We start from the raw sequence: 23664 nt of genomic DNA, 5'->3' as shown, positions 1-23664 counted from the left end.
GGTCACATCTTCTGCAGTTCGTCGACGATCGCGCCGACGCCGGTGCGCATGGGATCGGCGCACGGCATGCCCAAACGTTTGCCGGTTTCTTCCATGTACGCCATCGCCTCGTCCTGCTTCATGTCGAAGCTGTTGATGGCGATACCGATGACCTTGGCCGCCGGGTTGGTCAGATGCGCCGCGCGTTCGTTGGCCTCGATGCACTCCTCAAGCGATGGCAGCGCACGCCCGGGGATGCCGCGCATGTGCTCGCGGACGGGTTCGTGACACATCACAAGCGCATCCGGCTGCGCACCATGCAGCAGCCCCAGGCTGACGCCCGCGAAAGACGGATGAAACAGCGAGCCCTGGCCTTCGACCACGTCCCAGTGGTCCGGCTCGTTCTCCGGCGTCAGCCATTCGGTGGCGCCGGCGATAAAATCGGCGACCACCGCGTCAACCGCCACGCCTTCGCCGACAATGAAGATGCCGGACTGGCCGGTCGCCCGGAACGTCGCGTTCATGCCGCGCGCCAGCATCTCTTTTTCCAGCGCCAGTGACGTGAACATCTTACCCAGCGAGCAGTCGGTGCCGACTGTCAGGACCCGCTTGCCCTCGCGTTTGTAGCCCTTGCCGACCTTGAAGTCCTGGGACGGCTGGCGCACGTCGAACAGGTGGCGCCCGTTGGCGCGCGCCGCCTCCGCGATTGTCGGGATATCGGACATACGGCTGTGCATGCCGGCCATGACATCAAGACCTGCTTCCAGCGCCTCGACGATGGTGCCGGTCCAGCCATCGGGAATGAAACCGCCGGCATTGGCGACACCAATCACCATGGTCTTGCAGCCGGCTTCAACCGCTTGGGCCGGCGTCATGTCGGGGATATCCAGGTCCTGGTTGCAGCCTTCCAGGCGCAACTGCGCGACCGCTTTTTCCGGACGCCAGATCTTGACCCCGGTGCACCCCTTGATCGAGAGCAGATCCTGTGCGTCGCCCAAAAAGAGTAGATAGGGCGCTTCCGCCTTCAACATGTGTGTCGTCCCCTTCTCCTATGATGCCAGCTCGCCTGGTCATCCTTGTTTGCAGCGCAGCATAAACAAACCGCGGCGCATTGCCATGCCGGTTGTTGAGCCGGTGTCATGCCATTTGTTCTTACGGCAATCAAATTTGACCGCACCTGATCGGAACTGCATAGTTTTGGCAGGGTAAACGTCGAGCGTGTGACAGCCTGTCACGGACGGGTCTTGCGACAGGCTGGTCGAATCACCACCCGACAACGATCCTGCGGGTTTGCCGGATCGTTGTCGTCCGAGAAAACTGGGAGGAGAAGTGTTATGAGGTTCAAATGCCTGACGACGTTGGGTGCAGCTGCCGTGCTTGCGGTGGGCACCCTGGCGACACCGGCCAAGGCGCAGCAGGATCTTCTGATCGGCGGCGGTTCGGTAACCGGTGTCTATTATCAGGTAGCGCTGCAGGTCTGTAACCTGGTCAACAAGCACAGCGACGGCAATTACAACTGCGTTGGCCGTCCAGCGCTGGGTTCGGTCTTCAACATTAATGCCGTCAACCGCGGCCTGCTCGACTTTGGTGTCGCGCAGTCCGACCGCAACTGGCAAGCCGCCAATGGCTCCGCCGACTGGGATGGCGCGCCGGTTGAGGCGCTAAGGAGCGTCTTCTCGGTGCACCCCGAGACCGTGCTTCTGGTGACGCGTGACGACGCCGGCATCTCGTCGGTCGACGACCTGGTCGGCCATCCAGTCAACATCGGCAACCCCGGTTCCGGTCAGCGCGGTAATGCCGAAGATGTGCTGCGCATCTACGGTATCGACATGAACAACGACATCGACGCGCAGGGCCTGCAGCAGAGCGAAGCCTCGCGTGCGCTGATCGACAAGAAGATCGACGCGTTCTTCTACACTGTCGGCAATCCCGCCGCGGCGATTGAAGAGCCGGCGAACTCCGTCGACATCGAGGTCGTGTCGATCAACTCCGATGCCATTCGCGAGTTCATCTCCGACAAGCCCTATTACGTCATGGCCACACTGCCGGCCGGCACCTACAAGGGCATGGACGAACCGGCCGAGACCTATGCGGTCAAGGCCACGGTCGTTGCCAGCGACATGCTGGGTGAAGACGTCGTCTATGAAGTCGTCAGAATCGTCTTCGAGAACCTGGACGAGCTGAAGGCATCGCACGCCGCCTTCGCCAACCTGACACCGGAAGAAATGCTGCAGGGGCTTTCCGCGCCCATGCATCCCGGTGCGGTGAAGTACTATACGGAACAAGGCTGGATGTAAGTCCGGCCCTCTGTTGGTGATCCGTGTTGGGGGCGGCACTTGTGCCGTCCCCGCACGCATTTCTCGTCAAGAATAACGCGGCAACGCGAAGACGTTAGTTGGGGGAACGTGGATGGCGGAGAACAAGGGTGACGCCGCGGAAAGCGCGGTGTCTGGACACCAAGTCGCCGAGGACATCGTCACCGAAGTAGAGAGCGGTCCGCGTCATCCAGACAGCCTCTTCTGGCGCATCGTCATCGTCGTTCTGTGCCTTGCCTGGTCTGGCTTCCAACTCTATATCGCCGACAATCCGTTTGATTCCTGGCAGGCGCGCTCGATCCATCTGGCGTTCGCGCTAGCGCTCGCCTTCCTGGCCTATCCTGCGTTCAAACAGAACGCGCCGTCGCGTCTGTTCCGGGCGCTGGGCTCGGCCATCCCATCACGCGCGAAGGAACGCCGCGGCTTCGTGCTGCTCTATGACCTCTTGTTCGGTGCCATCCTGATCGCCTTCGGTATCTGGACGCTGGACTGGTTGGAAGTCTTGGATGGCGACCTCGAGATGATGGGCGGCTCGGCCTATGCCTTCATTCCGCTCGTGGGCGCCATCGTTGTGCTGATCGAAGGCGCGCGCCGTGTCATCGCCATCCTCAATCGCTTCGTGCCCGTGGTGCCCAAAGGCATGGCGGACCGCATCATCTGCGGCCACGACGAGACCGTTTCCAACCGCAATGTCATCCCCGTCTACGACATCATCCTGGCGGTGCTGGCGGCGCTGTCCGCGCTCTTCATCGTGTTCGACTATCAGGGCCTGATCATGCGCCAGGGCCTGCCCCTGCCGTTCGATGTCTGGGTCGGTGTCACCTGCGTCATTTTGTTGCTGGAGGCTGCGCGCCGCGCCCTGGGTCCGGCGCTTGCTGTGCTCGCCATCATCTTCCTGGTTTACCTCTTCGTCGGGCCCTATATGCCAGAGGTGATCCGCCATCGTGGGCTGCCGCTCGACTTCGCGGTCAACGATATCTACCTCTCGACGTCGGGCATCTTCGGCGTGCCGCTGGGCGTGTCGACCAGCATCATCTTCCTGTTCGTGCTGTTCGGTGCGCTGTTGGAGCGCGCGGGCGCGGGCCAGTTCTTCATCGACGTGGCGTTCGCCGCCTTCGGGCGTTTCCGCGGCGGCGCGGCCAAGGCGGCCATCGTCGCCTCGGGCATGACCGGGCTTTATTCGGGTTCCTCGGTGGCCAACACGGTGACCACCGGCACCTTCACCATACCGCTGATGAAGAAGGTCGGCCTGCCACCGCACAAGGCGGGCGCGGTCGAGGTCGCGTCATCGACCAACGGCCAGCTGATGCCGCCGGTCATGGGTGCCGCCGCCTTCATCATGGCCGAGATCATCGGCATTCCCTATCTGGACGTGGTGCGCGCGGCCTTCATACCGGCCATCATTTCCTATCTCGCGCTCTTTTATGTCGTGCATCTGGAAGCACTCAAACTGGACATCCGCGCGCTCTCGAAGGACGAGCTGCCGAAGTTTCTGAAGACCTTCCTGCGTGGCATGCATTACCTGATCCCGATCGCCGTCCTCTTCTTCTTCCTTCTCGTTCTGCGCCGCTCGCCGATTCTGTCCGCGCTCTACGCGATCGAGGCGATGGCCGTCATCATGGTGATCCAACGGCCGATCATCGCGTCGATAGCCGTCGGTATCGCGCGCAAGCACGGTGAGGCAATCGATTCGGGTGCGCTCTACAAACAAGCCTTCATCGAGGGTTTCGTCGATATCTGGGAAGGCCTGATTGCCGGCGCGCGTAACATGATCTCGATCGCCATCGCGACCGCGGCGGCCGGCATCATCGTCGGCGTCGTGCAGTCGACCGGCCTGGTCGGCCGCTTTGTCGGCCTGATCGAGGTCATCAGCTTCGGCAATATCTATCTGGTACTCGTTCTGACTGCGATCATCTGCATGATCCTGGGCATGGGCCTGCCAACAACGGCGAACTACATCTTGATGGCCTCGCTCACGGCGCCGGTCATTGTCACTCTGGGCGGCGACGCCGGACTGATCTTCCCGTTGATCGCGGTCCATCTCTTCGTCTTTTACTTCGGCATTCTGGCAGACGATACGCCACCGGTGGGTCTAGCCGCCTACGCGGCGGCAGCCATCGCGCGCACCGACCCGATAAAAACGGGCATCCAGGGCTTCACCTATGATATGCGCACGGCGATCCTGCCCTTCGTCTTCATCTTCAACACCGAGCTCTTGATGATCGCTGGCCTGGATGCCGAAGGCGAGGTCATCTGGATCAACGACGTCTTGAAACTCGCCTTCGTCTTCGTCGCCGCGTTGATCGCCATGTTCGCGTTCGCCGCCGGCGTGCAAGGCTGGTTCGCCAAGAGGCTCAACATCTTGGGCCGCCTCCTCATGTTCGCCATGTGCATCGTGCTCTTCCTGCCGCGCATCATTTCCGAACCGATCGGCGTGCCGCACGAAGTCATCCAGATCGTCGTCATGCTGGTCTTCGCGGCCTTCTATGCCTGGCAGAAGATGAGCATGCGGCGCACCCAGACGGGAGAAACCTGATGTTCAAGTCTATCCTGGTTGCCGTCGATCTGGCCGACACGACGAGCCCGCATCTGGCATTGAATGCGGCGCTGGACATGGCGCGCAAGTTCGATGGACGCATTCACCTGATCTCGGTCGTACCGGGCTTTGGCGAGTCCGTGGTCGGCCAGTACTTCGCGGCGGATGCCGAAAAGAAAGCCGTGGAAGAGACCCATCAGCAGCTCCACGCCTTTGCCGAGGAACACATTGATGCCGAGCTGCGCGACTCCTGCGTCGTTGGCAACGGCAGCATCTATCAGGAAATCCTGGATGCCGCCGATCGGTTGGAGGTCGACCTGATTGTCATCGGCAGCCATCGTCCGGCCATGAAAGACTACTTGGTCGGCCCCAACGCCGCCCGCGTGGTCCGGCACGCCGAAACCAACGTGCTGGTGGTGCGTTACTGACCGCAAGGTGAAGCGGGAACACAATCGTCTTCAGGCCCCAGCGAACCGCGGTTCCGGCAGACCCGCGACGTCAACGTCGAGAGACAGAAGCTTGCCCGCATAAGGGTCATTCTCGGTCGAGGCTGACATGCCCGCATCGCGAGCCGTGGTGATAAACAAGGTGCGAAGCCCCTCACCGCCAAAAGCGACCATTGTCGGATAGGCGGTCGGCAGGTCGATGCGAAACACCTCCTCGCCTTTCGGTGAGAGCCGCGCGATGGCCGCGCCGCCATAAAGGGCCGACCAATAGCAACCATGTTCGTCCAGCGCGGCGCCATCCGGGCGTTCGACATCGACCGGCGTCTGAAAGAACAGCGATCTTTTGTATGGACCGTCGGCGTCGGCGCCTGCCTCGACGCGGTAAATCCGTCCGATCCGGCTGTCGGAGTGATAGAAGAAGTCCCCGTTGACGGGAAAGGCCAGGCCGTTCGACACGACGATGTCGCGCAGCACCGTTGTAACGGATCCGTCAGGCCCGATGCGGTAGAGAACACCGTCGGCATGTCCTCCGCGTTCGGTCAGGCTGCCGACCCAGAAACGGCCCTGCCGGTCACACTTGCCGTCGTTCAAGCGCGTGCATGTTGGATCGTTGGGTGTCTGGGCCAGCCGTTCAAAGGCGCCGGATTGAAACGAGAGCGTGTAGATGCCATCCCTCAGGGCACACACCGCGCCCGACGAACGGCGAAGCGCAAACGATCCGATCTCCTGGTCGGCCGTCCAGTGTGTCAGCGTTCCATCGGCTTGCTGGCGAAACAGGGTTCCGGAAAGCGAATCGATCCAATAGAGCTCGCCGGCCTCGACATCCCAGACCGGACACTCACCGAGTATGCTGACATGCTCGCATGCAACCTTGATGTCGCTGCGGATCATCCGGCACTTTTCTCCTGCGGCCACCCGACACCGTCGAACACAAAGCCTCGTCCTACGATCGAATGGCCTCTGCTGCGTCGACGAGCGTGATCAGGTAACCGAGGGCGTCGTCGAGATCGATCTCGATTTCATGACGCGCCGTTGCCGCGTCATGGGCTTCGAGCGCGTCCAGTATCCGGCCCCGCCAATCGCCGCGGCGTTCCATCACCGTATCGATGTACTTGGGATAAAGCAGTTTGAGATAGGGCCCGGTTTGGAGCCATAGGCTTTCGATGATCCTGATCAGATGCGGCATTGCCGACGCCCGATAAACGCCAAGCTGGAACTCACCGAGCTTGGTCACATCAGCCTCAAGGTCTCCCTGGTCTCTGGCTACTACCACCGCGTCGGCCCGTCGCCGAAGTTCGGCAACCTCTTCCGGGGTGATCCGTTCCGCCGCGCGCGCCACGGCGAGACCTTCGACGGCGATGCGGATGTCGCGCAGCTCTCGGATCTTGGCGCCGGTCATCGGCGGTACGCGGACCGAGCGGTTGGGTTCACCCTCCAGCACGCCTTCGGCGACAAGCCGGCGCAGGCTCTCGCGCACAGGCGTCAGACTCGTTTCGTACTCCGATGCGAGTTGGCGAATGACCAGTTTCTGCCCCGCCATGAAATGTCCGAGCATGAGCGCGGTGCGGATCCGGTCATAGACATGATCGCGCAGGATTGGACCTTCTCGGGAGGCCGGCGGCACGGTTGATAAGCTCTGTTTCATGCGACCCCGTGTCGTTTCGATTTCTGCGCCGCGATGACCTTGCAGTAGCGTCGGACATTCCCATAACCCGTCAATTTTGTAACCAAACAATATCAATTTGTGCTTTAAGAATAATTAATCTGTGATATTTTTTTGTTTGCCGGTGCCTAATTGGAACGGCATGGGCCTGTTTCGGGTCAATTTCACGGATGTCACGTCGGAGTCTTCATCATGACAATGAGCCTTCCCGAAAAGGGTCGCGCCTGGCCGGAACTCAAAGAGCAAATGGTCGGCGCGAAGGCCGACGACTACGCGTGGGAACGCGGCCGGTTGCCGCTCTATGTCTATTGGCGCGACGAAGAGCTCGGTCAGGTGGCGCGCGAGGCGTCGTCTTTGTTCTTTGTCGAGAACGGTATGGGCAAACGCGCCTTTCCCAGCGTTCAGAAACTCGAACAAGACGTCATCACCATGGTGCTCGGCTTGATGCAGGCCGGTCCCGCGGCAGCCGGCAACTTTACCTCAGGCGGCACGGAGAGCATCTTTCTAGCGGTAAAGACCGCCCGCGACTTCGCGCGAGCCAGGCGACCGGATATCGGGAAACCCAGGATCGTCCTGGCACGCTCGGCGCATCCGGCCTTCAACAAGGCTGCTCATTACCTCGACATGGATGTTATCCGTGTGCCGCTGCGCGACGACTTCCGGGCCGATGTCGACGCCATGGCCAATGCGCTCGACGACAACACCGTTTTGATCGTCGGCTCCGCGCCTGCCTATCCGCACGGGGTCTTCGACCCCATCGAGGCGCTCGCCGACCTGGCGCGCGCCCACGATCTTTGGCTGCATGTGGACGCTTGCGTCGGTGGCCTTCTCTCGCCCTTTGTCCGGCGGCTCGGCTACGACATTCCGCCGTTCGACTTCGCGGTTGACGGCGTGACAAGCATGTCGGCTGATCTGCACAAGTATGGCTTTACCGCCAAAGGCGCATCCGTGCTTATGTTCCACGACAAGAGCCTGCAGGAACATCTGCGTTTCACGTTCGACGAATGGCCGCGCGGCATCTACGCGACGGATACGTTCCTGGGCACGCGTCCCGCCAGCCCGGTTGCCTCGGCCTGGGCGGTCATGAACTACCTGGGTGAAGAAGGTTACCTCGACATCGCGCGCACGACGATGACGACCAAGGCCAGGTTTGCCCAGGGCCTTGCCGCCATTCCAGGCTTGGAGGTGTTGGAGCCCAACGAACTCTCCTTCCTGCTCTATCGATCGAACGATCCCGATCTCAACATCGATGCGGTCGCCGATGGCATGACCGAACGCGGCTGGTTTGTTGGTCGATGCGTCGAGCCACCGTCGATCCAGCTGATGTTCAACCCCGTGCACGCTGAGATTATCGGTGAGTACCTCGACGATTTGGCGATCGTCGTCGATCAGGTTCGAAGCACCGGGCGCGTCGGCGTCCTCGACAAGGCGACTTATTGATCCGCATCATGATCTCTCCACGTTGGATGCCCAACAGGGGACGCTGACCGTTGAAACTGGAGGAATACGCGAGCCACGACGCCGTCGGCTTGGCGCGCTTGGTGCGGGCGGGCGACGTGACGGCGGTCGAACTGGCCACTCTGGCGCGTGACGCCCATGACCGTGTCAACCCGCAGATCAACGCGATCATCGAGTTCTACGACGATGCCGAGACCATTGCGTCCGGCGGGTCCGGCGGGTCCGATACGGGCCTGCTGCAAGGCGTACCGTTCCTGCGCAAAGACCTTGGCCCCGCCGAAGCCGGGCGTCTTCAGGAGCGCGGAAGCCGGTTGTTCGAAGGCCAGCGGGCAGCCGTCGACAGCTACTTCTTCCAGCGCGCCCGTCAGGGTGGCTTGCGCACGCTCGGACGAACCACGGCACCGGAGTTCGGCACGTCCGGCTTCAGCGATTCCATCCTTCATGGCGTGACCGGTAACCCCTGGAACACCGCCTTGACCTCGGGTGGTTCCTCCGCGGGGTCGGCCGCGGCTGTCGCGGCGGGCATCGTGCCGTTGGCCCATGGCGGAGACGGCGGCGGCTCGATCCGCACACCGGCATCGTGGTGCGGTCTTGTCGGACTCAACCCGTCAAGGGGGCGGATCTCCGGCGGACCCGACCGCCAGGACACCAAGTTCGGCCTGGCCCGCAACTTCGTTCTGTGCCGTACCGTTCGCGACATGGCGGCGGCGCTCGACATCCTGTCCGGTCCCAGCCCCGGCGACCCCTTCATCATTGTTCAGCCGGACCGCCCCTATAGCGCCGAGCTTGATCAACCAACGGCCCGGCTGCGCGTCGGCGTCGCCCTGACAAAGTGGGGTGCTGTCGAATGCGAAACCGATGTGGTCGCCGCCATCGAAAGGACTGCGAACACTCTCGAGACGATGGGTCATCATGTTGACGACATCGATCCGCCTTTCGACGCTGCAGACTATGGCAACATCCTTCTGGACATGTCGGCGCTCGGCGCCAGTACCCTCGGCGATGCCGCCAAGGCGATGGGTCGTGAGATCGGCCCCGACACGCTGGAGCCGATCAACTTGAAACTCTACGAACACAGCAAAGACCTGCCGCTCGCCGTATCCGCCCGTGTGCACGAGGCCGTGCGTAAGATGCGTGCCGACGTTGGCGAAGCGGTTGCGCCGTTCGATATTCTGCTGACGCCGACCATGCCGACCACGGCACCACCCAACGGTGGCGTCTATTCAACGACCAACGACACCTTCTCTGCCAAGGAATGGATGGATGCGGACGCCGCCTTCTATCAATACGTCGGTGTCTTTAACGTGACCGGTCAGCCTTCGGTATCCCTGCCCGTCGCGCAAAGCAGCGGCGACCTGCCGATCGGCGTTCAGATTGTCGGGCGCTTCGGCGATGAGGCGACGCTGGTCCGCATCGCCCGCGACATCGAACAGGCCATGCCATGGGCGAACCGCCGGCCGCCAATCCATGTAGCGGCCGGCTAGAGCGCTTCGCGTCGCCGGTTACATACCCAGCTTGACCTCTTCCCATACGGATTCAAAGGCCTCGCGTGCCGGACTGGCGGTCGAGAAAACGGATGTGTCCATCATTTCCGACGGGTTGGCGAAACCGAGTTCGGCGAGCCGCTCCGGCGCCACCATGTCGAAGGCCTTCGTGTTGCTGTGGCCTTGGCCATAGCCCTCGATCATGTAGACGCCTGATTCCGGCGCCAGCATCGCGTCGATGAAGTCATAGACCAGTTCGTCGTCCGCTTCGCCGTTGGCCGAGATGCTGACGCCGCACACCCATGTCACGACACCTTCCTTCGGATTGGCGTACTTGACGGGGATACCCTGGTTCTGCAGTTCGATCGCACCGTTGGCCCAACACATCGCGATGTCGACTTCGCCGTTGGCGAGCGCATTGACGTACTCGGTCGGCGACTCCCAATAGAACCGAACGATGCCGCTCTCGCGTTGATCGACCAGTTTGTCTTTAAGCTCCGGCAGGTCGTCGACCGGCATGACATAGGGGTTGTCGTAGCCAGCGACGAGCCCGGCGGCGACGATGCTCATGATCGCGTCCTGCATGGCCACCCGCCCGGCATAGCGATCGTCGAACAACCATGCCCAAGTCTCCTCACCCTCGCCTTCGAACACGTCCGTGCGATAGCAGAAGGACGAGCTGCCCCAATCCACGGGCACCATGTAGACCTCGCCGTCATCGAGCTTGACGCCCTTCATCTCGCGCAGGCGCGGCCACAAGTCGTTCCAGCGCGGCACCCGCTCCAGATCGATCGGTTTGATGACCTCGGCGTCGGCGAACTTCTGCGTCTTGGTGGTGCACAGATGCACCGTATCCGGGGCAAAGCCGGCGCGGATCTTGGCCAGCGCCTCATCCTGCGTCGCGAAGATGCTGTACTCGGGCTGGGCACCGTGTTCCTCGACATACTCGCCGACGAACTCCGGTATCTCATAACCGGCCCATGTCATGGCCAAGAGGTTGTCCTTGTCTTCCGCGCGGGCGGCGCCTGACATCATTGGCACGGCGACCATACTCAGCCCGACCGCGGCCAATGTGCGGTGAAGGTCGCGGCGGTCCATGCGGCCCTCCGACAGCCTTTCGCGAAACGTCTTCGGGTCCATTGTTGCTCCCATGATCAGCCTCCCTCGCTGACAGCACGTCACGGCGTGCGCGATTCCCCACGATATCTGGGACAACAACTAGATCAAACTTTAAGCACAAAAGTCAAATTTATTTATCACAATTTGACTTCGGCCGACTGTCACGGCTGCCCCTTCTCGTGGTGGCGCGCTTCACCGGCCCGGCCCGGACGCGCGTCATGCGCCTCACCGGATCCAGGGTGATGGTAGAGTGTTCCTGGCTAGTAACGCGCTGCGGCGCCCGACCCTTGAGCCGGGTCGGCCGCACACGATCAGCGCTTACAAAGGAGTTCTTCGGGTCGCTTTATGGAGCGGCCGGCGCTACACCGACCTCGTCGGCATAGCGCCTTGTGCAACCGTCCTGCGCCGCGGCTAGCCGCCGCCGGCGCGCATCATGTGTTTGGCAATTTCGGCCTGGAACGCGGCGGCTTCGTCTTCCGAACAACCGGAGCACACGCACTCCACATGGGTCATCGGCAGGTTGAGCGAACCGAGCTTGCGGTCGCCTTCATAGGCAAGCGAGATGACGAATGTCTTGTCGCCGTCGCGCACGGTGATTTCGTCGCCTTTGACCTCGAAATCGCGGTGCCCAAGCGCCGAGATCATCTCTCGAAGACATTCATCCAATGTGCCTTGAATATCGTGCGTCTGCGTGAACGCCATCCTTGCTCCTCCTCAATCAACATCACGTTGGCCCCATTCAAGAGAGCAGCCTTGAGCCTAGAGCGCCGAGGCCCCGTCGCCAACTCGTTTTCCGCGTAACCTGCCGCCAGGAACGCCGTTAGACCCTGATATCCAGCGCCTCGGTCATGGATTGTTTGTCTTCCTGGCGGCCGCGCAGGTGGCCGGAGAGCTTGTGCTCGACGGTCTTGAAGACCCAAAGGATGCCGTAGGTCACCACCAGGTACATGATGCCGGCGGTGATATAGATCTCGTAGACATCGAAGGTGCGTGCCACGATCACGCGGGCGACACCGGTCAGATCCATCAGCGTGATGATCGAGACCAGCGACGTCGACTGGAACAGAAACACGACCTCGTTCGAATAGGCCGGCAGCGCCAGACGCAGCGCCTTGGGCAGGATGATGCGCCGATAGAGCAGCCAGCCTGACATGCCGCATGCCCTAGCGGCCTCGACCTCGCCATGGGGCACCGCGCGGATTGCGCCGCGGAAGATCTCCGCCGTGTAGGCCGCGGTGTTCAGCGTCAAGGTCAGCAGCGCGCAGAAATAGGCTTCGCGGAACAGGGTCCACAGCCCCATGTCCTGAAAGAACGGGCGGAACTGGCCGCTGCCGTAATAGATCAGGAAGATCTGCACCAAAAGCGGCGTGCCACGGAAGAAGAAGATATAGCCGTAGACCGGCGTCCACATCAGTGGGTTGTGGGACACGCGCAGCATACCGAGCGGTATGGCGAGCACGAAACCCAGGAAGAGCGCGATCGCCGTGATCTGGACCGTCAGGCCGAGCCCGCCGAAGAGCGCGGGGATGCTGTCGATGATGATCTGATAATCCATGACCTCAGGCCCGCCTGACGCCGCGGTTGGCCCAGGCCTCGATCCGCTGCTGGCCGAGCATGGAGAAGACCGTGATGCCCAGATACATCAGCGAGGCCGCAAAATAGAACGAGAACGGCAGCCTGGTCGCGCCGACGGCGATGAACGTCATGCGCATGAGTTCGTCGAGTTGGATGACCGAGACCAGCGCCGTCGCCTTGATCAGCACCATCCAGACATTGCCCAGACCAGGCAGCGCGAAGCGCCAGATCTGCGGCAGCAGGATGCGCCGGAAGGTCAGCATCTTGTGCATGCCCATGGCATGCGCCGCCTCCGCCTGGCCCTTGTCGATGGCCAGGAACGCGCCGCGAAACACCTCGGTCGCGAAGGCGCCATAGATGAAGCCCAGCGTCAGGACACCGGCGACGAACGGATTGAAGTCGATGATGATGTCATAGCCGATACGGTCGGCCAGATTCTGCACCAAAGTCGGCGTACCGTAAAAGATCACCAGCAGAAGGATCAGTTCGGGAATGCCGCGGATGACTGTGGTGTAGATGTTGGCGACAGTGTTGGCGACGCGGTTCTTGGCCAGTTTACCCCACGCACCCAAAAGACCCATGATAATGGCCAGGACCAACGCACAGACGCCGATCAGAAGGGTCATTTGCAGACCCTCCCACAACATCCAGCCATAACCTTTCAGATCGAACAGCCCGCCCACGCGAAACTCCGGCTATGGGTTCGATGACGATCAGGACAGAAAGGGCGGCGTCCCCTCACCAGTCTCGTGTTTCACAGACCGTGTGAAGGGACGCGCCACTGATCGGCGAGAACCCTACGCCTTACTCCGCACCATAGACGTTGAAGTCGAAGTACTCGTCCTGGATCGCCTGATAGGTACCGTCGGAACGGATCTGTACGATCGCGGCGTTGAAGCCGTCGACCAGATCCTGCTCGCCCTGGCGGATGGCGATACCGGCGCCATCGCCATGCCAGCGCGGATCGTCATAGTCGGGGCCGACAAACTCAAAACCCGCGCCCTCGTCCGTCACCAGGAAACCTTCCTTCAGCGCAACCGAGTCAGCCATCACCAGATCGACGCGGCCGTTGGCCAGGTCAAGATTGGCTTCATCCTGAGTGGCATAGACCACAACTTCGACGTCCGGGAAATTGTCGCGGATGAAGTTCTCGTGGATGGTCGCGCGCTGCACGCCGACCTTCATGCCCGACAGGATATCGTTCGCCGCGGCGACGTCTTCGGGAATCGTCAGATCCACGCCCTTTTCCTTGATGAATTTGGCGGGCGTCGAATAGTACTTGTTCGTGAAGTCGACGACCTCGGCACGCTCGGCCGTGATCGACATGGACGCGATGATGGCGTCGTACTTCTCGGCAAGAAGACCCGGGATGATACCGTCCCAATCCTGCACGACAAAAACGCACTCATAGCCTGCGGCGTCGCACAGCGCGTTGGCGATATCGATATCGAATCCGACGAGGTCGCCGTTTTCATCGATATAGTTGAATGGAGGGTAAGCGCCTTCCGTACCGATGCGCACGACATCCTGCGCCTGCGCGGCACTGGCCGCGAACCCGAATGCGGCGGCGAATGCGGCCGCCTTGAAGAGAGATTTCATGGATATCCTCCTTTTGCTCTCAAACATGATGCCAATTTAACTGCCCCCAGAAGAACCGGCTTAGAGATTGCTCGCCAAGAACTGCCGGAACCGTTCTGATTTTTGACCCTCGAAGATGTCCTTCGGCGGGCCGTGCTCTTCGACGCGGCCTTCGTGCAAGAAGATAACCTCCGACGAGACCTCGCGCGCGAAACCCATTTCATGGGTCACCACGACCATAGTGCGTCCCTCTTCCGCCAGTTGCCGCATGACGCGCAGCACCTCGCCGACCAGCTCGGGGTCGAGAGCGGACGTCGGTTCGTCGAACAGAAGAACATCGGGATCGACGGCGAGTGCGCGGGCGATCGCCGCACGCTGCTGCTGGCCGCCGGAAAGGTGGGCTGGATAATCATCGAACTTGTCGGCCAAGCCGACCTTGGCCAGGATTGCCTTGGCCTGTTCCTCGGCCTCCTTCTTGGGCCGTTTCAAGACATGCACCGGCGCTTCCATAACGTTTTGCAACACCGTCATGTGAGACCACAGATTGAACTGCTGAAACACCATGCCGAGCTTCGAGCGGATGCGGTCGACCTGGCGCGAATCCTCCGGCATCGGCGCGCCGTGCCGGTTTGTCGTCATGCGAATGAGCTCACCGGCGACAAAGACCTCGCCGGCATTGGGCACCTCAAGCAGATTGATGCAGCGCAAAAACGTGCTCTTGCCCGAGCCGCTTGAGCCGATCATCGCAATGACATCCCCTTCGTGCGCCGTCATCGACACACCCTTGAGGACTTCCAATGCACCAAAACTCTTATGAAGGTCGTTGACGACGAGCGCCGCCTCGGCCATGCGTTCCTCCCAAACTCACCTTTTTTTGGTCGCCGGTGTGGTCGACCGTTCTTCTTGTTGGTCGCAGTCAAACCACGAATAGGCGGGAATGGCAAGTACCTTGGATTGTTTTGCGTTTGAGACTTACAAGTCTTCTAAACACTGCTCTTTGGTATCAGTTGGACAATTGACCAGCGGTGGACTTTTCGTGTTAACGGAAGAGATCCGAGTTTACTGGAGAACACGTGATGGCCGGCCGTAATGTCTTGATCTTGATATCCGACGAACATCTGCGCGAAGGCGCCGGATGTTACGGCGGCCAGGTCCACACACCCAATCTGGATAAGCTGGCGGCCAAGGGGACGCGCTTCACCCAGGCGGTGACGCCTTCGCCGATCTGCGTGCCCGCCCGTGCGTCAATCGCTACCGGCCGCTACGTCCACGACATCGGCTTCTGGTCGAACGCGCAGCCCTATGATGGCAGCGTCAAGGGCTGGGGCCACCGCCTGATCGACGAGGGCCACCGGGTGGTCTCGATCGGCAAGCTGCATTACCGCAGTGCCGACGACGATAACGGCTTCGACGAAGAAATCATGCCGCTGCATGTGAAGAACGGCATCGGCTGGGTGCGCGGCCTGTTGGGCCGCGACGGCTCGGCGTGGAACAACGCCGCCCACTTCGCCGAGGAAATCGGCCCGGGCCTTTGCGACTATAACCGCTACGACATGCGCGTCGGCGAGGAGACCTGCCGTTGGCTTCGCGACGAAGCGCCGAAGATCGGTGACAAACCCTGGGTACTCTATGCCTCGTTCGTCACCCCGCACTATCCCTTGATCGTGCCGCAGGAGTTCTACGATCTCTATCCGCTCGACCGCATCGATCCGCCGCGCCTTAACGCGCCGGATGAACGGCCGAAGCATCCGGTCCTTGAGGCGATGCATCGTTTCATGAACTACGACGACTTCTTCGACGACCACACGCGCCTGGTCGCCAAGGCGAGCTACCTGGGCCTGTGCTCCTTTCTCGACGATCAGATCGGCAAAGTGTTGGCCGCGCTCGAAGCGTCGGGCCAGGCGGACAACACAGTCATCTTGTATTCCAGCGACCACGGTGAACTGGCCGGCAATCACGGACTGTGGACGAAGTGCGTGATGTATGAGGAGGCTGCGGCGATCCCCATGCTGGCCACTGGCCCCGGCATTCCTGAAGGTCAGGTCTGTGACGATCCGGTTTCGCTGGTCGACGTTCATCAGACGGTGTTGGACGCCACCGGCCTCGGCCTGTCCGACGACGACCACAATCTGCCCGGCCGCTCACTGATCGGCATCGCCAACGGCGAGCGGCACGGACGCACCCTGCTCAGCGAGTATCATGACGGCGGTTCCATCACCGGCATGTTCATGATCCGCATGGGCCGCTGGAAGTACATCGCCTATCCCGGCTATGCGCCGCAGCTCTACGATCTGGAATCCGATCCGTTCGAGGCCAACGACCTTGGCACAAGCCCCGAGCATCAGGCGATACGCGCCCAGTGCGAGGCGGCGCTCAGGACCGTCGTCGACCCCGACGACGCCAACCGCCGGGCGTTCGCCGATCAGGCAGAGCGCATCGCAGCACTGGGCGGACGAGAAGGCATTCTGGCGACCGAGGACTTCGATCAATCGCCGGTGCCTCTGTGATTCCCGTTGTCAGGGCAGTCGGCCTGCCGCTTGTCCTTTTGCTGACCTTGGCGGCCCAGGCACGTGCCGACGAACCGATCACCTGGGCGACCGACGGACTCTACACTCCCTTCAGCACGACCGACCACACCGGCGCGCCGGCCGGCCTGGACCACGCCATTGCCGTCGCCGTTTGCGATGCATTGAAACGTCCGTGCAGGTTTCAGGTCGTCCCCTGGCCTGAACTTTATCCCGGCTTGAAGGCGGGCCATTTCGACATCCTCTATTCCGGTATGTCGCGCTGGACCGTCAGCGCGGAAGGCGCGGTGCCCAGCGTCGCCTATTTCTCAACGGCCGGGCGCTTTGTCACCGAACGCGGCCGTCTGGATACCGTCGACATCATGGCGCCTGACATCGTCATCGGCGTCCTGGCCGGCACGCCGCACGCGCGCTACCTGGAAGACACGATCGGCAACGCGAACCGCCTTCGTCGTTACGCGGACCAGGAGGAAATGTACTTTGGCCTTTTGGCCGGCGCTGCCGACGTCGTGTTCGGCGACGGGCTCGCCCTCTACCATGATGTCGTCCGGCCGAGCCGCGGGCTTCCGGTCACCTTCGTGCCGCCGGCCATCAAGAACGACGCGTACTTTGATGGTGGCTTGGTCTTCGCCTTGCGCCCCGGCGACACGCTTAGCGAAGACATCGCGCGCGCGGTACAGACGCTGCATGAGGACGGCCGGCTCGACGTGATTATCGAACAGCATCTGCCGGGTTACACGCTACCTTGATGTCATCGCGGACATCACTTATACAATCGCCATGATAACGCGCATCCACTAGAAACAGTCGGCCTCACGGCCGACATCGCCTGACCGAACGGTCAGGTCTTCATGCGCGTCTGCATTCAAACTTCCCGACTTTGTTGATCGTCAGAGGACGCGCATCCCCGCAACCGGGGCAGCGTGCGCGCAATACAGATCCAACCGCGCATTCATCGCCCCAGCACACGACCAAACGGGCTGGCCGAGATCATGAACGTCTTTTCGCACTTGTTCGGGCGTAGATCACATTCGTTTTCGCCATGGCGACGCGAGATTGGCGCGACGGTCCCGCTCGCGGTCCCGTTTGCCCTGACCGAACTGGCCTACATGTCGATCATGACGACAGACGTCATCATGATGGGCTGGTTGGGATCCGATATGCTGGCCGCCGGGTCGCTCGCGCTGCGCCTCAACTTCTTCTTCGTCATGATCCCGTTCGGTGTGCTTGGCGCCGTCGCGCCGATCATCTCGCAGCATCTGGGCGCAAGACGCTTTCGCATGGTCCGGCGCGCCGCACGGCAAGGTCTCTGGCTCGCCGTCATCACATCGCTGCCCTGCCTCGCCGTCAGTTGGAACGCCGAGGCGATCCTGGTGCTGTTGGGCCAGGACCCGGTACTGGCAAAGGCCGGCCAATCTTACCTGCGCTACATGATTATCGGCCTGATCCCGGCCATGTGGATGTATGTCCTTGCCGAGTTTATGGCCGCGCATGCCCGCCCCCGCCCGGTCCTCGTCGTCACCGTGATCGCCATCGGTCTGAACGCGCTCGCCAACTACGCGCTGATGTTCGGCGCATTCGGCTTTCCGGCATTCGGGCTTGATGGCGCCGGCATCTCGACGGCGGTGGTCGATATCTTCATGTTCGCCGCCTTGCTCTTCTTTGTCCTGCAGGATCGGCGTCTGCGCCGCTACCGCATTCTGGGCCGTTTATGGCGCGCCGATGTCGAGCAGATGATCGAGATGGTGCGTATCGGCACACCGATCGCGCTGACCAACCTGTCGGAAGACGGCATGTACCTCGTCATGACGTTGCTGATGGGTTTGTTGGGCACGGCAGCCCTGGCGGCGCACACGGTGGCCGGCCAGTCGTGCGCCATCTTCTTCATGGTATCTGGCGGCTTGACCCTGGCGGCGACGGTCAGGGTCGGCCGCGCCACGGGCGCCGGCGATCATGTCGACGCCCGGCGCGCCGGCTGGACCGCCATCGGCCTGGCGGCTTGCTTCGCCGTCATTCCCGCCATGCTGTTCTGGTTCTATGGCGACCTGGTGATCGGCATCTTCCTCGATCCCGCGCTGCCGGAGAACGCGGAGGCCGTTACCCTGGCGATTTCGCTGCTGGCCATTGCCGCGGTGTTCCAACTGGCCGACGGCATGCAGGTTACCGCGATGGGCGCGCTGCGCGGCCTGAAAGACACGCGCGGCCCGATGTTGGTAACGGTTATCGTCTATTGGGGCTTGGCGGTGCCGGTCAGCCTGCTGCTGGTCTTTGTCTTTGATCGGGGAAGCGAAGCAATCTGGATCTGCTTGGCGGCCGCTTTCTGCCTTGTTGCCGCCTTGCTGGTCCGCCGCTTTGACAAACAGACACGAACCAACCCGATGACGTGATCAGTCCAGCAGCAGGTTCTCGCGCTGTTCGGCAAGCGGTTCGGCGCCCGCGACGTGGCAGACGCACTCGTCCTTGGTGACGTAGTAGCTGTCGACGAGTTCATAGACCAATCCCTCGGTCGGACTGGCCACCACGTGGCGTGCCTCCGTTGTCACCTCGGCCATCGGGTCGACGATCTCCGCGAGCACATCGCCCTTGCCAACGTGAGCGCCCAGCTCGGTCTTGAAGCTGATCACCCCCGTCGCGGGCGCCATGGCGAAACCGACGCCGGACAACGGTGTGGGATCGCAGCGCGGTTCGGGCAGCGGTCCGGCATCGCCGGCCAGCACCGATCGTCGCTTAAGGAAGCGCACCAGGTTGGCCGCGTCCGCGGCCGCGGTGTCGTCGTCGACATCGTGAAAACCGCGCAACTCGACCGTGGCGGACAGGCAGGCGAGCGGAACCGGCCGGTCCGGGTGTTGCGCGGCAACATGGCGCCACGGATTGGCGACCGAAAAGTCGAAGGCGACGTTGCCGGCGGTTGCTTCCTCTAACAAGGTGACCTCGCTGCCCAGGTCCGCGTGCAAGTCGGCGGCATCCGGCCACGACGCGGCATCAATAAATAAATGCAGCAGCGCGTCATAAGCGCAGTGCAGATCGAGCACGATGTCGGCGTCAACCGCCAGGGCGAAGAGTGTTTTCTTCAACATCGGCGAAGGTTGCATCGCCGGCCAATCCGCGATCGCGTCAAGCGCCGCGCGGCGGATCAGGTCGACATTGCGTACGGGGTCGTCCGTCAGCTGGCTTGCGACGGCCGCATCAATCTGCGCTGCAAGATCGGGATAGTTCCGGTTGAAGTTGACACCGGAATCCATGTCGTAGCGGCCGAGATGACGGCGCTGAAGCCGTTGGGCCAAGCCAATCGGGTTGGCGACCGGAACCACGATCACCTCACCCTTTATCGCCCCCTTGGCGTCGGCGTCTTCCAGCAACGCCAGGATATGGTGGGCAACCAGCAGAGCTGGAATCTCGCCCGCGTGGATCGCCGCCTGGATATAGACCTTGGGTCGCGCGCCAGTATCACCGAAACGATGCACGATTAGATCCTGATCCGATCCCAGCGAGGAAACCGGCAGCGGCAGGCGTTCAACAACATGACTCATCGCGCGCAATCCCGACCTTGGCGAACCGACACGGTTACCTCACTCGTCATCAGAGAATCATTGTCAGCGAATGGAGGCGCAAGATGGCACAAGACCGCTTCGAAATCAGCCATTTCGAAACGGTCTTGTGGACCCCAGGACGCTAAGCTGCGCGTGTCGTTGGGAAGGGGTCTAGCCTCGCGGCCGCTTTTGGCGCGCGGACTAGAACAAGCTGATCAGGAAATCCTCGATCTTGTCGGTCGCGTCGTCGCCCGAAGCGGGCGCGGTCTGGACGAGATCGGGTTCAGGCTCGGCGGCCGGCATGTAGATCCAGTGGTCGACCTGATTGAGCGCATAAATCGGACGGTAGTCTTCATCCATATCGACCTCGACCTTGGTGCTCAAATTGTCGAGCACCTTGGCGTGACCATCATGCTGCACTTCCAACACCGCGTGGTGGATACCCCGGCTTTCATCCAGCAGCACGACAAGGCGCATGTCCTGCTCGGCGAAACCCAACAAGCGCAGCGCCGCGTACTTGGCGATCGCATAGTCCTCGCAATCGCCGGAACCGGCGGCAAAGGACAGCGGTGACTGCCAGACATCCTCGATACCGAAGATCGTATCGTCGTTCATATAGGGCAGACGGTTAAAGTGGTCGTTCACCGCCTCAAGCTGCTGGTCGCGCGGCAAGTCGGCAACCGAACCAAGAAAAGCGACAAACGCCGCAACGGATGACCGGTCGCACGAACCGTCGCGGCGACAGGCCTCGATCGTGGCCTCGTCCCGGTCGATCAGCGTGGTCAGATGGCTCCAGGCTGGAATCTTCAGTGCTTCGCCGACGCTGACGTCGACAAGCTGGCTGTTGTCGCTGGCAAAGGCGTTACCCGTCAGTGCGAGCAGCGCAATTCCCGTCCCCAAAACCTTACGAAGAAACCGGCCCCGTGTCCCAGATCGATACAGTCTCATCTCCGCGGTCACCAAGTAGTTAGTAACACTTTGGGAGTAGTGTATCGATACCTCGAAAGAGTTATGTGACTGCTATCACAAAGAGATACATATACTTCTTTAGAAGGAGTAAGAAGTGCCGGCTAGACCTTGCGCCACCACGCGACCGAACCCGATCGTTTCGCCCGCTCTTCGTCATAGCGCAGGTATGGCACCAGCCTGCCGAGCCAGGCGAGCGCGCCGTGCTCGTTCATCCAATTGGCATAGGCGACATACTCAGGATAGTTGGAAAGGTGGTTTTCCTCGGTGCGCGCGCGCCAGTAATAGATCAGGTTGACCCCGACCAGCATGGCGCAAAGCTTGGCGGCCAACACGATGTCGCCGGCCGGGATGAAGGGGATCGAAATCATCCACCATGTGATGTTCTTTGCGACGTAGGCCGGGTGCTTGGTCAGTCGGTAGACACCCGAGGTCGACAGGCCGCGATAGGTCAGGTTGGAAAAGCGGAAGCCCAGCGACACCGACGCCAAGGTGTAGATGACGATGAAGCCGATGATCGTCGCCGCCCAAAGCATATAGAACAGCGGCACGGACTGCAGCCAATGGCCCCAGTAGAAACCGTTGTTGTACTGCAGGTACTGATCGAACACGACGAAGACGAAGGGCTTGTAGCAAACCAGGCATACCAGCCAGCCGAACAGCGTCGGTTCCGCCGAGCGGATCTCCGAATTGGTCAGCTTCAGCGTCATGATGTAGCCGCAGGTCGCGAACACCAGATCGATGCCGTAAAGCAGTGAGAATAGGAAGTCGTAGATGGACGCCGTGGACTCGTTCAAGGTGCCCGACAAATCGAGCAGACTGGCATAGTTGAAACCGATGACGTTTTCGACCTCAAGCGCCAGGTAACAGAACATCAGCGGCAGGAAGAAGAGCTTGATCAGCCAGACCCGGACCAGCTCCTTCACATGCGCCATATCATAGGTGAAGCGCCGGTCGTTGGTCATGTAGCGCAGCAACAGCCGGCCCATGTGGTAGTAACCGTCCTCCGGCTCCTCCATCACGCGATCGACGTACCAGAAATAGATGAAGGTCAGCGCGAGAATGACCGGCAGAAACAGGAGCGCGGCGTCAAAGAAGCGGCTGTAGAAGCCGTCGTACTCGGGAAACGTCGAATAACCGATCGAGCCGAAGCCCAGGATCGCCAAGAGCGCCAGGAACTTGATCGCGACCCGGCGCAGATTTGCGCGGCCATTGACGCGTGCGGTCCGGTGGCGGCGGAACACAAAGATATCGATGCCGACCACCGTGAGGATGCCGCCGGCGATGGCGATCAGACACATCACCGTGATGTTGTCGATCGGCATGCCGGTCAACTGGCGCAGCCACAACGTCACCGCGATGACAGACTGCAAATTGAAGGCCATCAGCGCCAACGCGCCGACGAACACCACCAGGCCACAGACGTTCGTGGTGAAGTCGATCTCGCTTTTCGGGCATTTCGAGACCGGAACGGCGGCCTGGGAGACGGTTGTCTTCATTGAGTTTGTCGCGCTTCGGTCATGGCAAACACCCGCCCGGTCACGCCAGACCGTCAGGTGACGGACGTCAGTCTAACGGGTGCAGTGTTCCCCAAACTGTGACCCGCATCAACAAACCACCGGGTCGCCGCTGCCACCCGCTTCTGACCGAAAACCATGCATTTGGTCCAGAAAACGCGTGATGTGACCGGTCGACTGTCATGATCCGCCGGGCATCGTGATCGCGTTGTGAGGTCGAGACGCCAGTGGTTGAGAACCGGCAAGGCCGGCAGAGGCTGATTCGACACCTCCGAAACGATGGTGGCCCATGCGATAGATACTCGCATGGGCCACCAATCCGTTGGGCGTGACCTGATATCAGGCCGCGACTAAGAACAAGGGTTTACTCCTGCCGGCCTTCGCGGCCGTTGTCACCGCTCCTGTCACCCTTGCCGCCCCAGTCGCTGCCACCCCAGTCGCCGCCGCCCCAGTCGCCGCCGTCCCAGCCGCAGTCGCCGCCGCCCCAGCCACTTGAACCGTGACCGCTGGAGCCGTGACCGCTGGAGCCGTGACCGCTTGAACCGTGACCGCTTGAACCGTGGCCGCTTGAACCGTGGCCGCTTGAACCGTGGCCGCTTGAACCGTGACCGCTGGAGCCGCCGTTCGAACCGCCGTTGGAACCGCCACTCGAACCGGACATCGGTGCTTTCTGCGAAGCGCACGGCGATGCCGGAAACCGGAGGCAGGATCACCGAGGGGACGTTGTAGTCCCGGGTCACCACCTCCCAGAGAAGCAGGAGACCTGCCCCGAAGAGGAGGGGCGGCCAGACCCCGGCCTTCCGGCCTGGCCCGGCGATATGGGCGATCAGCGCGCCAAGCGCCATTGCCGCGAGGAAAGCAACGCCGAGACTTGCCCCGGGCGGCAGATCGGCCTCCAACATCAAGAGCGCCAAAGCGCTGAGGAGGATCGCTCCGATGGCGGTGAGGGTGGGGCCCATATAGCCGGTCATCG

At 61.6% G+C, this 23664-nt stretch carries 21 protein-coding genes; 8 read left to right on the top strand and 13 right to left on the bottom strand.

Going from position 1 to position 23664, the window contains the following annotated elements:
- Positions 1–2 precede the first annotated feature (2 nt).
- Positions 3–1007 carry an N-acetyltransferase DgcN gene (dgcN, locus tag AAF563_09125; protein MEM7121424.1) on the bottom strand — a complete coding sequence of 335 codons (1005 nt, stop codon included), beginning with the start codon at positions 1005–1007 and terminating at the stop codon, positions 3–5.
- Positions 1008–1313: 306 nt separating this feature from the next.
- Between dgcN and AAF563_09120 the strand changes: the two genes are divergently transcribed.
- The 3 genes from AAF563_09120 (at position 1314) to AAF563_09110 (ending at position 5258) form a co-directional block, all read left to right on the top strand.
- Positions 1314–2276 (top strand): TAXI family TRAP transporter solute-binding subunit, encoded by a 963-nt coding sequence (locus AAF563_09120; GenBank protein MEM7121423.1) that lies wholly within the window; start codon positions 1314–1316, stop codon positions 2274–2276.
- Between the two features lie 112 nt (positions 2277–2388).
- Positions 2389–4830 carry a TRAP transporter permease gene (locus AAF563_09115; GenBank protein MEM7121422.1) on the top strand — a complete coding sequence of 814 codons (2442 nt, stop codon included), beginning with the start codon at positions 2389–2391 and terminating at the stop codon, positions 4828–4830.
- The gene (locus tag AAF563_09110; protein MEM7121421.1) at positions 4830–5258 is read left to right on the top strand and encodes a universal stress protein; all 429 of its coding nucleotides are present in this window, start codon (positions 4830–4832) and stop codon (positions 5256–5258) included. The genes AAF563_09115 and AAF563_09110 overlap by 1 nt, the downstream gene beginning before the upstream one ends.
- A 30-nt stretch (positions 5259–5288) precedes the next feature.
- Here AAF563_09110 and AAF563_09105 read toward each other — a convergent pair whose 3' ends face one another.
- Together AAF563_09105 and AAF563_09100 are read right to left on the bottom strand one after the other, a co-directional pair.
- Positions 5289–6167: an SMP-30/gluconolactonase/LRE family protein gene (locus tag AAF563_09105; protein ID MEM7121420.1), complete on the bottom strand. Its 879-nt coding sequence runs from the start codon at positions 6165–6167 to the stop codon at positions 5289–5291.
- A 52-nt stretch (positions 6168–6219) separates the two neighbouring features.
- The gene (locus tag AAF563_09100; protein ID MEM7121419.1) at positions 6220–6921 is read right to left on the bottom strand and encodes a GntR family transcriptional regulator; all 702 of its coding nucleotides are present in this window, start codon (positions 6919–6921) and stop codon (positions 6220–6222) included.
- A gap of 210 nt (positions 6922–7131) precedes the next feature.
- Between AAF563_09100 and AAF563_09095 the strand changes: the two genes are divergently transcribed.
- Entirely contained in the window at positions 7132–8379 is a 1248-nt protein-coding gene (locus AAF563_09095; protein MEM7121418.1) for an aspartate aminotransferase family protein, read from the top strand.
- 50 nt (positions 8380–8429) lie between these two features.
- A complete protein-coding gene (locus tag AAF563_09090; protein ID MEM7121417.1) occupies positions 8430–9881 on the top strand; it encodes an amidase in 1452 nt (483 codons plus the stop codon).
- An 18-nt stretch (positions 9882–9899) separates the two neighbouring features.
- Here AAF563_09090 and AAF563_09085 read toward each other — a convergent pair whose 3' ends face one another.
- The 6 genes from AAF563_09085 to AAF563_09060 all read right to left on the bottom strand — a co-directional run bounded on the left by AAF563_09085 (position 9900) and on the right by AAF563_09060 (position 15002).
- Positions 9900–11033 (bottom strand): extracellular solute-binding protein, encoded by a 1134-nt coding sequence (locus AAF563_09085; GenBank protein ID MEM7121416.1) that lies wholly within the window; start codon positions 11031–11033, stop codon positions 9900–9902.
- A 378-nt stretch (positions 11034–11411) separates the two neighbouring features.
- Positions 11412–11702: a hypothetical protein gene (locus tag AAF563_09080; protein ID MEM7121415.1), complete on the bottom strand. Its 291-nt coding sequence runs from the start codon at positions 11700–11702 to the stop codon at positions 11412–11414.
- Between the two features lie 118 nt (positions 11703–11820).
- Positions 11821–12555 carry an ABC transporter permease gene (locus tag AAF563_09075; GenBank protein ID MEM7121414.1) on the bottom strand — a complete coding sequence of 245 codons (735 nt, stop codon included), beginning with the start codon at positions 12553–12555 and terminating at the stop codon, positions 11821–11823.
- 4 nt (positions 12556–12559) lie between these two features.
- Positions 12560–13258 carry an ABC transporter permease gene (locus tag AAF563_09070; protein ID MEM7121413.1) on the bottom strand — a complete coding sequence of 233 codons (699 nt, stop codon included), beginning with the start codon at positions 13256–13258 and terminating at the stop codon, positions 12560–12562.
- 121 nt (positions 13259–13379) lie between these two features.
- On the bottom strand, positions 13380–14174 hold the full coding sequence (locus AAF563_09065) for a transporter substrate-binding domain-containing protein (GenBank protein MEM7121412.1): 795 nt from the start codon (positions 14172–14174) through the stop codon (positions 13380–13382).
- Between the two features lie 60 nt (positions 14175–14234).
- Positions 14235–15002 (bottom strand): ATP-binding cassette domain-containing protein, encoded by a 768-nt coding sequence (locus AAF563_09060; protein MEM7121411.1) that lies wholly within the window; start codon positions 15000–15002, stop codon positions 14235–14237.
- Positions 15003–15229: 227 nt separating this feature from the next.
- Here AAF563_09060 and AAF563_09055 point away from each other — a divergent pair, with 227 nt between their 5' ends.
- From AAF563_09055 to AAF563_09045, 3 genes are all read left to right on the top strand, one after another.
- On the top strand, positions 15230–16660 hold the full coding sequence (locus AAF563_09055) for a sulfatase-like hydrolase/transferase (protein MEM7121410.1): 1431 nt from the start codon (positions 15230–15232) through the stop codon (positions 16658–16660).
- Positions 16657–17427, top strand: a complete 771-nt coding sequence (locus AAF563_09050) for a transporter substrate-binding domain-containing protein (protein MEM7121409.1) — start codon at positions 16657–16659, stop codon at positions 17425–17427. Before AAF563_09055 ends, AAF563_09050 begins: the two co-directional genes overlap by 4 nt.
- A 243-nt stretch (positions 17428–17670) precedes the next feature.
- Positions 17671–19065, top strand: a complete 1395-nt coding sequence (locus AAF563_09045) for an MATE family efflux transporter (GenBank protein ID MEM7121408.1) — start codon at positions 17671–17673, stop codon at positions 19063–19065.
- On the opposite strand, the gene AAF563_09040 is transcribed toward AAF563_09045, so the two are convergent.
- The 4 genes from AAF563_09040 to AAF563_09025 all read right to left on the bottom strand — a co-directional run bounded on the left by AAF563_09040 (position 19066) and on the right by AAF563_09025 (position 23352).
- Complete coding sequence (locus tag AAF563_09040) at positions 19066–20208, bottom strand: succinylglutamate desuccinylase/aspartoacylase family protein (GenBank protein MEM7121407.1); 1143 nt, start codon at positions 20206–20208, stop codon at positions 19066–19068. It abuts the gene before it with no gap.
- A gap of 201 nt (positions 20209–20409) precedes the next feature.
- A complete protein-coding gene (locus AAF563_09035; GenBank protein ID MEM7121406.1) occupies positions 20410–21156 on the bottom strand; it encodes a transglutaminase-like cysteine peptidase in 747 nt (248 codons plus the stop codon).
- A 122-nt stretch (positions 21157–21278) separates the two neighbouring features.
- Positions 21279–22673 carry a DUF1295 domain-containing protein gene (locus AAF563_09030; protein ID MEM7121405.1) on the bottom strand — a complete coding sequence of 465 codons (1395 nt, stop codon included), beginning with the start codon at positions 22671–22673 and terminating at the stop codon, positions 21279–21281.
- 382 nt (positions 22674–23055) lie between these two features.
- Complete coding sequence (locus AAF563_09025; GenBank protein ID MEM7121404.1) at positions 23056–23352, bottom strand: hypothetical protein; 297 nt, start codon at positions 23350–23352, stop codon at positions 23056–23058.
- Positions 23353–23664 lie beyond the last annotated feature (312 nt).

Source organism: Pseudomonadota bacterium (assembly GCA_039028155.1).
Classification (GTDB): domain Bacteria; phylum Pseudomonadota; class Alphaproteobacteria; order SP197; family SP197; genus JANQGO01.
The sequence above is the reverse complement of the archived record's forward strand: the minus strand, read 5'-3'. Positions and strand labels throughout refer to the sequence as shown.

Excerpts from the sequence above, each read along its gene's own strand:
- AAF563_09120 (MEM7121423.1), top strand. The coding sequence starts at position 1,314 with ATGAGGTTCAAATGCCTGACGACGTTGGGTGCAGCTGCCGTGCTTGCG.
- AAF563_09115 (MEM7121422.1), top strand. The coding sequence starts at position 2,389 with ATGGCGGAGAACAAGGGTGACGCCGCGGAAAGCGCGGTGTCTGGACAC.
- AAF563_09110 (MEM7121421.1), top strand. The coding sequence starts at position 4,830 with ATGTTCAAGTCTATCCTGGTTGCCGTCGATCTGGCCGACACGACGAGC.
- AAF563_09105 (MEM7121420.1), bottom strand. The coding sequence starts at position 6,167 with ATGATCCGCAGCGACATCAAGGTTGCATGCGAGCATGTCAGCATACTC.
- AAF563_09100 (MEM7121419.1), bottom strand. The coding sequence starts at position 6,921 with ATGAAACAGAGCTTATCAACCGTGCCGCCGGCCTCCCGAGAAGGTCCA.
- AAF563_09095 (MEM7121418.1), top strand. The coding sequence starts at position 7,132 with ATGACAATGAGCCTTCCCGAAAAGGGTCGCGCCTGGCCGGAACTCAAA.
- AAF563_09085 (MEM7121416.1), bottom strand. The coding sequence starts at position 11,033 with ATGGGAGCAACAATGGACCCGAAGACGTTTCGCGAAAGGCTGTCGGAG.
- AAF563_09080 (MEM7121415.1), bottom strand. The coding sequence starts at position 11,702 with ATGGCGTTCACGCAGACGCACGATATTCAAGGCACATTGGATGAATGT.
- AAF563_09075 (MEM7121414.1), bottom strand. The coding sequence starts at position 12,555 with ATGGATTATCAGATCATCATCGACAGCATCCCCGCGCTCTTCGGCGGG.
- AAF563_09065 (MEM7121412.1), bottom strand. The coding sequence starts at position 14,174 with ATGAAATCTCTCTTCAAGGCGGCCGCATTCGCCGCCGCATTCGGGTTC.
- AAF563_09060 (MEM7121411.1), bottom strand. The coding sequence starts at position 15,002 with ATGGCCGAGGCGGCGCTCGTCGTCAACGACCTTCATAAGAGTTTTGGT.
- AAF563_09055 (MEM7121410.1), top strand. The coding sequence starts at position 15,230 with ATGGCCGGCCGTAATGTCTTGATCTTGATATCCGACGAACATCTGCGC.
- AAF563_09045 (MEM7121408.1), top strand. The coding sequence starts at position 17,671 with ATGAACGTCTTTTCGCACTTGTTCGGGCGTAGATCACATTCGTTTTCG.
- AAF563_09040 (MEM7121407.1), bottom strand. The coding sequence starts at position 20,208 with ATGAGTCATGTTGTTGAACGCCTGCCGCTGCCGGTTTCCTCGCTGGGA.
- AAF563_09035 (MEM7121406.1), bottom strand. The coding sequence starts at position 21,156 with ATGAGACTGTATCGATCTGGGACACGGGGCCGGTTTCTTCGTAAGGTT.
- AAF563_09030 (MEM7121405.1), bottom strand. The coding sequence starts at position 22,673 with ATGAAGACAACCGTCTCCCAGGCCGCCGTTCCGGTCTCGAAATGCCCG.
- AAF563_09025 (MEM7121404.1), bottom strand. The coding sequence starts at position 23,352 with ATGTCCGGTTCGAGTGGCGGTTCCAACGGCGGTTCGAACGGCGGCTCC.